The organism is Fibrella aquatica, from assembly GCF_041321135.1.
Lineage (GTDB): Bacteria > Bacteroidota > Bacteroidia > Cytophagales > Spirosomataceae > Fibrella > Fibrella aquatica.
Genome location: NZ_JBGGWF010000007.1, coordinates 221,253 through 235,290, shown reverse-complemented (window position 1 = coordinate 235,290; position 14,038 = coordinate 221,253). Strand labels below are relative to the sequence as shown.

7 protein-coding genes are annotated in these 14,038 nt (G+C 51.4%); 2 read left to right on the top strand and 5 right to left on the bottom strand.

Annotated elements, in window-relative coordinates:
- Positions 1–137: 137 nt before the first annotated feature.
- The 4 genes from thrS to rlmD form a co-directional block, all read right to left on the bottom strand.
- Positions 138–2,096, bottom strand: coding sequence for a threonine--tRNA ligase (gene thrS, locus ACAW87_RS17380; protein ID WP_370724904.1), 1,959 nt, complete (start codon positions 2,094–2,096; stop codon positions 138–140).
- Positions 2,097–2,210: 114 nt separating this feature from the next.
- Entirely contained in the window at positions 2,211–3,416 is a 1,206-nt protein-coding gene (locus tag ACAW87_RS17375) for a tetratricopeptide repeat protein (protein WP_370724903.1), read from the bottom strand.
- Between the two features lie 142 nt (positions 3,417–3,558).
- The gene (locus ACAW87_RS17370) at positions 3,559–4,467 is read right to left on the bottom strand and encodes a class I SAM-dependent rRNA methyltransferase (RefSeq protein ID WP_370724902.1); all 909 of its coding nucleotides are present in this window, start codon (positions 4,465–4,467) and stop codon (positions 3,559–3,561) included.
- A 107-nt stretch (positions 4,468–4,574) separates the two neighbouring features.
- Positions 4,575–6,023, bottom strand: a complete 1,449-nt coding sequence (gene rlmD / locus ACAW87_RS17365) for a 23S rRNA (uracil(1939)-C(5))-methyltransferase RlmD (RefSeq protein WP_370724901.1) — start codon at positions 6,021–6,023, stop codon at positions 4,575–4,577.
- 249 nt (positions 6,024–6,272) lie between these two features.
- Here rlmD and ACAW87_RS17360 point away from each other — a divergent pair, with 249 nt between their 5' ends.
- Together ACAW87_RS17360 and ACAW87_RS17355 are read left to right on the top strand one after the other, a co-directional pair.
- Positions 6,273–8,465, top strand: a complete 2,193-nt coding sequence (locus ACAW87_RS17360; RefSeq protein WP_370724900.1) for a T9SS type B sorting domain-containing protein — start codon at positions 6,273–6,275, stop codon at positions 8,463–8,465.
- A 181-nt stretch (positions 8,466–8,646) separates the two neighbouring features.
- Positions 8,647–12,033, top strand: coding sequence for a ThuA domain-containing protein (locus ACAW87_RS17355; RefSeq protein ID WP_370724899.1), 3,387 nt, complete (start codon positions 8,647–8,649; stop codon positions 12,031–12,033).
- Positions 12,034–12,117: 84 nt separating this feature from the next.
- Here ACAW87_RS17355 and ACAW87_RS17350 read toward each other — a convergent pair whose 3' ends face one another.
- On the bottom strand, positions 12,118–14,016 hold the full coding sequence (locus ACAW87_RS17350) for an alpha-amylase family protein (RefSeq protein ID WP_370724898.1): 1,899 nt from the start codon (positions 14,014–14,016) through the stop codon (positions 12,118–12,120).
- Between the last annotated feature and the right edge of the window lie 22 nt (positions 14,017–14,038).

Here is a 14,038-nt window from a genome sequence, read left to right as displayed (position 1 = left end):
TTGGTTTGGTAAACGAAAAGGGTTGTTTAAAGTTTAAGGTCTAACGTCTAAAGTTGCGCTACTTAAGGGCAGGCTTTGCATTTATGTCAAAACTTTGGACATTAGACCCGCAGCGGCGGACCGCTTAAACATTGAACCTAAACTTTCACTTGCTCCTGGAAAAGAGCGGTGAATTCAGTAATGGTCATGCTGCCCAGGTCACCTTCGCCTTTACGACGAACCGATACCCGACCTTCTGCCTGCTCTTTCTCGCCGACAATAAGCATAAACGGTACTTTAGCTACTTCAGCGTCACGAATTTTGCGGCCGATCTTCTCGTCCCGTAAATCCACGAAGCCTCTAATATCATTTTCCTGTAAGGTCAGGAATAATTCGTTGGCGTATTCTTCGTATTTCTCCGAAATGGGTAACACCGCAATCTGATCGGGAGAAAGCCAGAGGGGAAAATTACCGGCTGTGTTTTCAATCAAAATAGCGATGAACCGTTCCATCGAACCAAAGGGGGCGCGGTGAATCATAACAGGGCGGTGCTTTTGGTTATCGGCACCGGTATACTCCAGCTCGAAACGCTCAGGGAGGTTATAGTCAACCTGAATCGTGCCTAACTGCCACTTACGCCCCAGGGCATCGCGCACCATAAAATCAAGCTTGGGACCGTAGAATGCAGCTTCACCCTTTTCCATAACGGTAGGTAAGCCTTTCTCGTTCGCCGCGTCGATGATCGCTGATTCCGCCTTTTCCCAGTTTTCGTCTGAACCAATGTACTTGGTGCCGTTGTCGGGGTCGCGGAGCGATACCTGTGCGCTATAATCGTTGAAACCCAGGGCTTTGAATACGTAAAGCACCAGATCGATCACTTTCATAAATTCTTCACGTACCTGATCGGGGCGGCAGAAGATATGCGCATCATCCTGCGTAAAGCCACGTACCCGGGTCAAGCCATGCAATTCGCCCGATTGCTCGTAGCGATATACCGTACCGAACTCGGCAAGCCGAAGCGGAAGGTCGCGGTAGGAGCGGGGCTTTGTTTTGTAAATCTCACAGTGGTGCGGGCAGTTCATCGGCTTCAACAGGAACTCTTCGTTCACGTCGGGCGTCAGAATGGGCTTGAATGAATCTTCGCCGTATTTCTCCCAGTGCCCCGACGTTACGTAGAGCTGTTTGCTACCAATGTGCGGCGTCACTACGGGCGAGTACCCGGCACGTACCTGCGCTTTACGAAGGAAATTCTCGAGCCGTTCGCGAATGATAGCGCCTTTAGGGAGCCACAATGGCAATCCTTGTCCTACCTTTTCGGAGAAGGCAAACAGTTCAAGCTCTTTCCCCAGTTTCCGGTGATCGCGCTTTTTGGCCTCTTCAAGCAAAACCAGGTATTCGTCCAGTTCTTTCTGTTTTGGAAACGTGATGGCGTAGATGCGGGTGAGCATCTTGTTCTTTTCGTCGCCGCGCCAGTAGGCCCCCGCCACGTTCATCACTTTAGCCGCTTTGATAAAACCCGTGTTCGGAATGTGCGGCCCACGACACAGATCCGTGAAGTTACCTTGCGTGTAGAATGTGATGCTTCCATCTGCGAGCCCTTCTAACAAGTCAATTTTATAAGGGTCGCCTTTTTCCTCGAAGTATGAAATAGCGTCGGCCTTGCTAACTGATTTGCGTTGAAACGTATTTTTCTGACGGGCCAGCTCCAGCATTTTGTCTTCAACTTTTTTGAAGTCTTCCTGCGAAAAGTGTTTGCCTTCCAGGTCTACGTCGTAGTAGAAACCGTTTTCAATGGGCGGACCAATAGCAAACTTGGTGCCCGGATACAAGGCTTCCAGCGCCTCGGCCAGTAAGTGGGCCGAAGAATGCCAGAAGGTTGATTTGCCCTCCAGATCGTTCCAGGTCAATAGCTGAACTGAAACGGGTTTGCCATCAGCAGGTACGTCGATCGGTAAACCGGCATCTTGCACTTTCCCATTTACTTTGGCGGCCAGTACATTGCGGGCTAGTCCCTCGCTGATACCAAGAGCCACATCGAGCCCCGACGAACCGGCCGGGTACTCGCGAACACTACCATCGGGCAGCGCTACCTGTAATTGTATATCCTGAGTTGTCATATCATTGTAAGTCCAAGGTTCAAAGTCTAACGTCTAAAGTTGTTTCGCTAACCTGAGTACAAGCAGGAAAAACAGCGCAACCTTAGACTTTAGACATTGAACATTAGACTTATTTTATTTATCAATCTGTTTCACTTTCACTGTAGAATCGTTCATTGACTGAATACGGGTTCGGGGTTGAATGGGTGCGATCCGTATTCGACTTGTATCCAGTGTACGCCCGCCAGACGACTGTAATAAACCGGTTTCCGGCGATGTTGGCGTCATAAAATAATCGTTATACGATGCTGTTGCCTGCTGTTGTCGCCGTTGTACCCGCCATAGTCCAGCCTGTGCCGCCGGATCAGTCGGGTCTTTCTGCAATGCACTGGTGTACTGCGTTTGTGCCCGCTCCCATTGGTAGGTCATTTCGGCACCATGCCCCACAAAATAATCGATTCTGGGAAAGGTGGGCTGACGCTTCTGAACCTGCTCAAAATTAGCCAGCGCAGCGCCATAATTACGGAAGCGGTCAAAAATCAGACCAGCCTGAAAATAGGCCTGTACAAAGTCGGGCTGCATGTTTACGGTGCGTTGGTACGCAATAAGCGCACTGTCGGCCCGCCCGGCATACTGGTAAATCATGCCCCGCTGAAATAGTAGTTCGGCGTTGACCGGAAAGTACTGCATGGCCTTTTGGTTGTATGTCAATGCGGTATTCAAATCACCTAGCGACCGGTAAACCGCCGTAAGTTGATTATAGGTGGGCAAATAACGTGGCTTGAGTTGCAACGCCTGTTGATACTGAGCCAGTGCCTGTACGGTGTCTCCCTGTTTGGCCGCCATCAGACCACTAAAAAAGTGGGCTTCGCCGTCGTAAGGGGCCATTTGCAAGGCTTTATAGACGTAAAGCCGCGCTTTTGTATACTGTTTCTGCTGTTGTAACACGTCACCCATCAGGGTAAAGAGTTCTGGAGAATTGATGCCCAGAATTTCAGCTCGCTGCGCATCGTCGAAAGCCTGATCGGGCTTTTTTAAAGCCCGCATTACCTGCGCCCGTACCAGAAAGAAAAAGCCAGTACTGTTGTTTCTGGCAATGGCTTCGTCGATATCGGCCAGCGCGTCGGCTGTTCGCCCGACGCTCATCAGGAGCACGGCCCGTTTAGCATATGCAGTAGCTGAAGACGATTGATTGATGGCGCGGCCGAGGGCCCGCAACGTACTGGCCGTTTGGGCACTGTCGGAAGCCTGGGGAAGGGGTGGAATGCGCGAAAGCCGCCGGTCGCCGCTATTGCACGACGCCAGTGTGGCTACCACCAACAGAATCAATATGTACCGCAAAACGTCCCCAAGGCAATGTGTATTAGCTACTGAGTTGATTCAAAGTCTAACGTTCAAAGTCTAACGTTGCGCTGCAATGAGCGTAAATTCAGCATGTAGCAGAGCAACGTTAGACTTTGAACGTTAGACTTTGAACTTATTCTTACAAATCTACGGAAGAAAAACGAGAGAAAACGCCCAGAGGCAGTCGTTTATGATGCGAATCGGTCAGGAAAAGCTCGCCAGACTGCTCATAACGCGGGACTTGGCCCAATCCAGCAGGGTCACCGAAGCATTGCGCCATGAGGTTGTCGAGGATAAGCGCCGAAAAACCGAGCGAGTACAGATTGATGATGAAAAAGAAATCCTGCTTGTCGAGCAGCGCCGCGCAGGTTTTCAGCAAATCATTCAACTGATCTTCCAGTTGCCATTTTTCGCCATCGGGACCACGTCCGTAAGCGGGTGGATCGAGAATGATGCCGTGGTACGTATTGCCCCGCCGCTCTTCGCGGCGCACAAACTTTACGGCATCTTCAACCACCCACCGAATGTTGTCGAGCTTGCTCATCTCCATGCTTTCGCGCGACCAGGAAATAACCTGCTTCACCGAATCGACATGCGTCACATCGGCCCCCGCCTGACGGGCTGCTAATGACGATCCTCCGGTGTAGGCGAACAGATTCAGCACACGGGGTTTCTCGACAGGCAACGCCTTCACCGCATCGTGAATATAGGTCCAGTTGGCGGCTTGTTCGGGGAAAAGGCCCACGTGCTTAAACGAAGTGAGGGCAAGTTTCAGGGTCAGATCAAGGCCCTGTTGTTGGAAACGAACCGTCCAGGGCTCCTGAATGGGTTTGAGCCGTAACCAATCACCACGTTCGGGCGATTGTTTATCGCGCCGGAAAGTAGCGTGAGCCAGCCGTTCCCATTCCGTTTCTGAAAGCGAGCAGTCCCAGATAGCCTGTGGTTCGGGGCGGGCCAGCACATAAGCGCCAAACCGCTCTAATTTCATAAAATCGCCCGAGTCAATCAGTTCATAATCAGGCCAGGCGGCGGGGGTGAGGAGGGTCATAGGAGGAGGGCTTGTTGTTTATTGTCCGTAGTTTGTGGTTGCGTTGCCAATCCAACCAACTATAGGATTAGCAGCGCAACCACAAACTACGGACAACAAACAACAAACTATTTTCTTGTCAATAACACCACATTCTCAACATGGTGCGTGTGGGGAAACATATCGACGGGTTGAACGGCTTCTACGCGGTACTTTTCGTCGAGCCAGGCAATGTCGCGGGCTTGTGTGGCGGTGTTGCAACTGACATACACGATTTTTTCGGGCGCGGCCTTCAGCAACTGACGAACAACGGCCTCGTCCATCCCCGCCCGTGGTGGGTCGGTAATGACTACGTCGGGGCGACCATGTTTGGCGAAAAACTCGTCGGTGAGTAGCAGTTTCATATCGCCGGCATGAAACGAGGCATTGGCAATGCCGTTGACCTCAGCGTTCACGTGGGCATCGGCAACGGCCGCTTCCACATATTCAATACCAACAACGTACCTGGCCTGCCGCGCCACAAAGAGTGCGATGGTGCCTGTTCCGGTATACAGATCATACACCAGTTCGTTGCCTGTCAGTCCGGCCATGTCGCGGGCAATGCTGTAGAGCGACTGGGCCTGAATGGCGTTGGTCTGGTAAAACGACTTGGCATTGATGCGAAACGTCAGCGGTGGATGGCTTTCCGACGAAATCATCTGCTCTTCGATGTACGGTTTCCCAGCGTAGTTGATTACTTCCTGATCGCCATAATTGTCGTTCTTTTTCCGGTTAATGATGTAGTTCAGCGACGTAATCTGTGGAAAACGCTCACGGAGGTGATCCAGCAAACCGGCCAGCGTTTCGGGGTGATCTTCGGCTACCTGCATGGTTACCATCACCTGATTGGTGGTATCGGCCGTGCGGATAATCAACGTACGCAGATACCCTTCGTGCGTTTTCAGGTTATAGGCCGCCAGATTATGGGCAAACATATAGTCGGCAACGGTCAGCCGGATATCGTTCGAGGGATCGGGCTGAAGGTAGCAATGATTGATGGGCAAAACCTTATCAAAGCGGCCGGGTACGTGAAAGCCCACGGCCCTGAAGTCCATACGCTCGCCGGCGTCTACCTCAGTTTGTGTCAGCCACCGACCGGCAGCTACCGTAAATTCGAGCTTGTTGCGGTAATACTGGGTTGGTTCGGCCGCCACGATTGGCTGAAAGTCGGGCAACGGAACCTTGGCAATGCGCGTAAGGTGATCAATAACCTGTTGCTGTTTGAAACGCAATTGCTCGGCATACTGGATGTGCTGCCATTTACAGCCGCCGCAAATGCCAAAATGCTCGCAAAATGGCTGGGTACGTACCGCCGAAGGGGTGACAATCCGTTCCACTACGGCTTCGCGGTACTGTTTCTTTTTATTGACCACTTTAACATCAACGATGTCGCCGGGGGCGGGCATCGGGTAACCGGGCCTCCCTTCAACAAAGATGACACCTTCGTCGGTTTTGATAATACATTTCCCTTCGGCAGCTACATCGGCTACCAGAAGGTTAGCAATTAGCTGGGGTTGTTTGTGTTTATGACGGCGCATTTAAGGCGGGTCCAAAAGTTTAATGTGAAACGTCTGACGTTGGTAAGCCGTTGTTAATCAGTATTTCGTGTAAAAAAAGCAGACGTTAAACGGTAAATGTTGAACCTATTTTTCTGTAAAAAATGCTAAATTAAGCATCCGTTTTCGGACCCTGTGTACCCTGCCCTAATTTGTATGACTCAACATTACCGTTCTTTTTTCCATTTCCTGCTATTAACCGGCTTGTTCGGTCTGTTACCAGGAATAGTTATGGCTACCCACATTGTTGGGGGTGAAATAGAATTGCAGTATCTCGGCGCCGGACGAACCTACACGCACCGGGTAAATTTGAACCTGTACTTCGATCAGCTCACGGGCAATCCCGGGGCCGAAGATGCAACGGTGGTATTGGGTGTTTTCCGTAAACGTGACAATGTCTTTCTGTCGGGCATTGAACTGCCCCGCACGAGTTCAGCGCTGATTGCCTCTACGTTGCCTAATTGTACGCAGGCTTCTCAAAGTACGCGGGTGATCCGATACGGCCTCGATTTAACCCTGAATCCGCAGGCGTTCAACGATCCGGGAGGCTATTACATTACCTGGGAACGCTGCTGCCGAAACGGGGGTATCAATAATATCAATGCCCCCGGCGATGCGGCATCGACGTTTTACCTCGAATTTCCGGCCATTTCGGCCACCACACCAGCTCTGTACAATTCGTCGCCTGTTTTCACCACGCCTAAAGGTGATTATATCTGCCTGAACCGTCCGTTTACATTTGATTTTTCGGCCAGAGATGCCGACGGTGATAGTCTGGTTTATTCGATGGTGACGCCCTACAATGGGTTTAGCAACCGTAATAATCCTATTCCGTCCATCGGCTCGCAATTTGTTGCTGCCACGTTTTACCCCGGCCCCTACCCATCGGTGAGTTGGAGCCCCGGTTACTCGGCGGCTAACTCTATTCCGGGCAGCGTGCCGTTGCAAGTGAATCCCCGAACGGGCTTGTTGACCGTTACGGCTAGCCGAGAGGGGTTATTTGTTTTCTCGGTCGAAGTAGTTGAGTATCGTCGGGGTGTGGCTATCGGACGGGTTCGGCGCGACTATCAGCTAAAGGCTGTCGATTGCCCCATCAACGATGCACCGGTGCTGTTGATGAAAGCCCAGGGAGAAAATAGCTTTTATAAACCAGGCACCATTCTAACCCTGAATGATAACGATCAGGCCTGCCTGACTTTATTTGTCACAGACCCTAATGCCAATCAGCGCATTTCGATCACCAACGGAAGCGGGTCATTATCTGGCCTGGCCATTACGCCGGGTGTGCTCGTGTCTACAACGGGTCGTGATACAACGTCGGCTCAATTCTGCTTCGATGCCTGTGCGCTGTATAATAATGGCCGACCCGTAACACTACGGATTCAGGCTACCGATGATGCCTGTCCGCAGGGAATAACCACAACGCTCGATATTTTGGTGCAGGTGAATGCCTCACCCACCACAAAACCTGCCGCCACTACCGACCTGCCCAACGCTCAAACCAGCGTCACCGTAGGTACGTCGCTCACCTTCAATGCCTTTGGTAAAGATTCAGAGAACGGGGCGGTGACTATTCAGGCGGTAGGTCGTGGTTTCTCGCTCGCCAATGCAGGTATGACCTTTGCGCCCAAATCGGGGACGGGAACGGTTTCTCAGCCATTTGTCTGGAAACCAAACTGTACACAAGCCTCTGCAACTGATTATTTGGTCGATTTTATTGCCATTAACCGGCGCTGCAACGTAGAACGGCGCGATACAACCACGGTGAGGCTATCAGCGCAGGGTGTGCCTAGCCAACCGCCCAGTATACGTACCTCGTTGACCAGTCAGGTGATCGAACTGGTAGTAACTCCTGCCGATACATCATCTGGAAATGTACAGTTTACGGTATTTGGCAATGACTCCGATGCAGGCGATACCCTTCGGCTAACGGGTACCGGGCGGGGCTTCAATCTGGCCGGGGCTGGTATGACGTTCAGTAACAAAACCGGCCGACCGGAGCTGCAGTCCCCTTTTTCGTGGCAAGCTACCTGCGCTACGCTTCAGGGGCAGAATGAAGCTACTTTTACCCTTGACTTTGCCAATACAGATGGTAGTTGCCAACCCAAAAATACCGATACCACCAGCGTGGTGCTAAAGCTGAGAACGCCCGTGGTTGATTACGAAACGTTGAAAATTCCTAACATCATTACACCGAATGACGACGGTAAAAACGACTATTTCGCCTTGTTGAACGTACCTGCCGAAAGTTGCACGGAACGCTTTGAGCGGGTTACAGTGTATAACCGCTGGGGCAAGTCGGTATTCAGCTCCACTGACCGGACTTTTAAGTGGTACGCCCCCGATTATCCGGCCGGCATCTATTATTATACCATCCTGTTCGGGAAGCAAACAGTGAAAGGCAACCTGACCATTATGCGTTAACCGGGACTGGTTCGATTTCCCGCCAAACAAGTCATTACCTAGCTAAAGGTAAGTTTTCGGGTAAAGAGAGCAACCTTTATCCTTTATGAATTCAATCGTTTTCAGAACTATTCGTCTTTACTTTCTAAAGCACGTATCTACTTCCATGTATACATCATCAATTTATCACCGTCTGTCAGCTATGCGCCGACTCGGGCAAACGCTTGCCCTGGTGGGAGGCCTACTGGCAACGACATACTTGCCTGACAATCAGGCTAAGGCTCAAACGCCAATGGCCAAAAGGGTACTCGTTTTCTCGAAAACGAAAGGATACCGTCATCAGTCAATTCCAACCGGTCAACGGACGCTGATGGACTTGGGTAAACAAAACGGATTTGCCGTCGACACAACGGAAGATGCCGCCAAATTCACCGAGGCAAATTTAAAACGCTACAGCGCCGTAGTCTTTCTGAGCACCACCGGCGATGTACTGAACGATGCGCAGCAGGTAAATTTCGAGCGGTATATTCAGTCGGGCGGTGGGTACGTGGGCATTCACGCCGCTACCGACACCGAATACGGATGGCCGTGGTACAATAAGCTGGCTGGCGCTCAGTTTTCGTCGCACCCAGGTAACCCGAACGTGCAGCAGGGCGAAGCGTATGTAGTCAATAAAGACCATGTGTCGATGTTCGGCTTCCCCGATCGTTGGAAGGTCAAAGACGAGTTCTACGACTTCAAAAACGTGAACAAGGCGGTAACTGTACTCGTTAAAATAGATGAGAAAACGTACAAAGACGGGAAGATGGGCGACGATCATCCCATGTCCTGGTATCACGATTATGATGGTGGAAAAGCCTTTTATACCAGCTTCGGCCACCCCGACGAAACCTATGCCGATCCAGTATTTCTAAAGCACCTGATGGGTGGGCTAACCTCCGTGATGGCCACAAAGCTCGATTATGCGAAAGCTAAATCGCAGCCCGAGCCTGAAGAGAACCGATTCGAGCGCGAAGTACTGGTAAGTAACCTGGACGAGCCAACAGAACTGGTTGTTTTGCCCGGTGGTAAAGTGCTTTTCGGGGAGCGTAAAGGATTGCTGAAAATGTATAACCCGGCCACCAGGAAGACCAAAATTGTGGCCCGGATGCCGGTTTATACTAAGTTCGAATATGGCCTGATGGGCCTCAATGCCGACCCGAACTACGCAGCCAATAAGCGGTTGTTTATGTTCTATTCGCCCGACGCCGCTCTGTTTGGAGCCGATACGGCCCAACACCTTTCGCAGTTTACCTACGACGATGTGCGCGATACGGTGCTGATGAATACAGAAAAGGTGCTCTTGCGCGTGCCCGTGAAACGAACCGGATGCTGCCACACAGGTGGGTCTATTGCCTGGGATAAAACCGGCAATCTCTATCTATCAACTGGTGACGACACTAACCCATTTAACTCAGATGGTTTCTCGCCGTCTGATAATCGGGAAGGCCGTCAGGGTTGGGATGCCTTGAGCACGTCGTCGAACACCAACGATCTCCGAGGTAAAATTTTGCGTATTAAGCCAAACGGCAACGGTGGTTACACCATTCCGGCCGGTAACCTGTTTGCTGAAGGGAATGCAAAAGCGCGGCCTGAGATTTATGTCATGGGCAACCGGAATCCGTACCGAATTGCAGTTGATCAGCGCACCGGCTTCCTCTATTGGGGTGAAGTAGGCCCGGATGCTGGCGAGAATCGCGAAAAACGGGGACCACGTGGCCACGATGAGGTTAATCAGGCGCGCAAAGCCGGATTTTTTGGATGGCCGATGTTTGTGGGTGACAACAAGGCATACGAAGTCTTTAATTTCAAAGACAGTACCTCGTTTGGTATGGCCTACGATGCCGCTAAGCCGATGAACAACTCGCCGCATAATACCGGCCTGAACGAGTTGCCACCCGCCCAGAAAGCGTTCATTTATTATCCCTACGCCGAGTCGCCTGAATTTGGTGCCATTGTGGGCAAAGGTGGCCGTAACGCGATGGGTGGCCCGGTTTATTATTACGACGATTATCCGGCCAACTCGAAGGTGAAGTTTCCCCGTGCCTACGACGGTAAATTCTTCGCCTATGATTGGATGCGCGACTGGATCAATCCGGTAACGATGACGCCCGATGGCGATTTCGTGAAAATGGAGCGGTTTATGCCTTCGACCAAGTTTTCGCACACGATCGACATGCAGTTTGCCCAGGATGGTAGTCTGTACACGCTGGAATACGGTCAAAACTGGTTCGCAGCCAATGACGATGCCCGGTTAGCGCGCATCACCTACACGGCGGGTAACCGTCGGCCCGTGGCCGTTGCTTCGGCCAATAAACTGGTGGGGGCTGCTCCCCTTACGATAGCCTTCAATACGAAGGGCAGCATGGACTATGATGGCGATGCACTGACTTACAACTGGAATTTTGGTAAAGGAATGGCAGCCAGTAAGCAGGCCAATCCAACCATGACGTTTAGCAAACCGGGCATTTACACCCCCACCGTGACGGTTACCGATGCGGCGGGTAATAAAGCCACTCAAACGCTGACGGTGAAAGTGGGGAACGATATGCCGAAGGTTGATTTGGCCGTAAAGGGTAATAAGTCATTCTATTTCCCGAAACAGCCTATCGCTTACCAGACCACAGTGGCCGACAAAGAAGACGGTACACTGGCTAAAGGTATTGACCCCGAAGATGTGACTATGACGATCAATTACGTGGAAGGCTTCGACAAAACCATGCTGGCCCAGGGGCATCAGGCCAATCTTGGTTTCACCACCGGCAAGCGCCTGATTGAGTTGAGCGATTGTAAATCATGCCACGCGATTGATCGGAAATCGATTGGACCTGCCTATATCGATGTGGCCAAGAAATACCGCAGCGGAACCCGGACCCGCGCTTTAGCGCAGAAAATTATTACCGGTGGCGGTGGCGTTTGGGGCGAACAGGCGATGAGCGCTCACCCACAGCTGAAAATTGAAGAGGCCGAAGACATGGTTCGCTACATTATATCGCTGGCCAACGAGAAAGCGCAGCAGAAACAGCCGTTGAATGGCAATTACATGACGCAGGATCAGGCTAAGCCGGGCTCGTATGTATTGACTGCTACCTACACTGACCGGGGTAACGGCCAAATTGGTCCGCTGACACAAGTTAAGTCAGTGGCACTCCGTAGTGCTACGTTCAAGGCCGTTGGGTATGATGACAAAAAAGACATCATGAATTACAAACTGCCCACGGGTTCCGATGCAGCAGTAGCCCTAAAGAGTGGTAGCTACTTAGTATACAACGATATTGACCTTACTGGCCTGTCGGGACTTAGTGCCCAAGTATTCACTGTGGCCGGACAAACCGTGGGTGGTAAAGTAGAGGTTCGTGCCGACTCGCCAACAGGCCCTCTGCTCGGTGATGCCAATGTGAAAGTAGGTACTATGGGGCCGATACAGATTCCGTTCAAAAAGCCTGAATCGGGGATACGCAAGCTCTATCTGGTATTCGTAAACCCTGAGCAGGCCGACAAGCCGCTTATGGCCGTTGATGCCTTGACCGTTCAGCAGAGCGGCATGTAGGGAAGTGTTGGTTTAGTTCATAAAAAGAGGCCATTTCCGTAATTGGAAATGGCCTCTCTTGTGTAGAATCTGAGGGTAACGTACCTAGGAAATAGACAATACCAGTACACCTAGTGGAGGCACCGTGACAGGCACGGTTGTACCGGCGGTGATGAGTGTTTTAGTTCGGAAAATGTCCTGAAATTTATACACTTTCTTCGGCGCTATCTTCATCGCTTTCCACAAAGTATCTGGTATCTGAAGCTGGGTACGTATGGTTTCTTTAGGGTCGAAGTTGCAGACGATCAGGAGTTTTTGTTTGGCCGAATAGCGGAGGTAACTGAACAGCCGTTCGGGTTTTCCGTATTGTTGCAGATCATGAGACACCCCCGTTCTAATGGCATCGCTGGTAGAAACGAGCTGACCTAACTGAGAGTAAAACTGACGCAGCTTTTTCTGGTCGGCTGTTAACTTGCCTCCGTCAAAGACCCCGCCATTCGTCCAGGCCTGAAATTCAGGTACGCCCCAGTAATCGAAAATGGTGGTTCGCCCATCGTCTCCCTGAAAGCCTTCGGGTAGCGTCGGATTCACGCCTACTTCCTGCCCAAAATAAACCATCATGGGCCCGGTGTGCAGGGTGGCCGACAGGGTCATGGCGGGTACTGCTGTCCAGGGATTATTGGCAAAAAAGCGGGAGGCGATCCGTTGTTCATCGTGGTTTTCCAGAAAGCGGAGCATATGTTTCCCCAACGTACCCGACTCGCCCTGACAAACCCTGGAAATCGCAATCGGGCTGCCTTTACCTTCCATCAGCGCCCGTACCGTGTCGTACAAACCAACCTTATCGTAGAGGTAATCGAACTTACCCGTCTCGATGTAGTTGGCATATTGCTGTGGGTTATAAATCTCGGCAATGAAAACGATTGGTGTATCAACAACCGGGGTTGTATTCTTTGCTGATGCAGCAGCAGCGGGTGCTTTTGCTACGGAAGTAGTGGCGGAAGCAACTGCCGGCATACGGCTTGCTTTGATCTGTGGAATGACCCAACCCCAAAACTCGACCGGCACCATTTCGGCCATGTCGCACCGAAAACCGTCGACGCCTTTGTTAGCCCAAAATAGCAGGATATCACGCATTTTCGTCCATGTCGACGGGATAGGGTCGAAATAGGTTTTGCGGTCGTTCTGGTAATCTACGCCGTAGTTCAGCTTGATCGTTTCATACCAGTCATTAATGTCCGGCTGTGCTTTGAAAACGTCGTTTCCCGTGGCTTTGGCCGGTTCTTCTTCATAAGCCGGGGCCAGAGTGCCCTCGGGAACCAACGTACCTGCGGGTGGCTGAAAGGCCTGATCGGGCAGGTAGTAAAAGTTGTTCTGAGGGTCAAATGCTTTCGTTGTATCGTCTGTTTGACCCATATCCTCAACACCGTTGGGTTTGGCATCTGAGTTGTATTGACGGGCCAGATGATTCGGCACAAAATCAATAATAACTTTCAACCCGTTGGCGTGTGATCGCTTTACCAGCGCCTCAAACTCCGCCATCCGCTTCCTGACATCAACCGCCAGGTCGGGTGCTACATCGTAATAGTCTTTGATGGCATAAGGCGACCCGGCGCGGCCTTTCACCACCAGCGGATTATCAGAAGGCGCGCCTGCTGATGAATAACCGGTCATGGTGGCATGTTCGATCACGCCGGTGTACCAGACGTGCGAAACGCCCATCTTTTTGATTTCCAGCAGGGCTTTGTCAGTGATGTCGTTGAATTTGCCAACGCCGTTTTCGGCCAGGCTGCCCCACGGTCTGTTGGTCGTTTGCTGATTGCCAAACAGGCGGGTGAAAATCTGATACACAACCAACTTGTCAGAGGGCGTTACCGGCAAAGCAGATACAAGCAAGCCCGCTGCTGCTTTTGCCAGTGGTTGGTTTAATAAACCGGTGGCCACAAGACCAGATGCGAAGGCCCGGCGGGAGAGGGTTGAGAAGGTAGAATCAGGTTTAGTCATAGGATTTAAAGAATGAGGATAA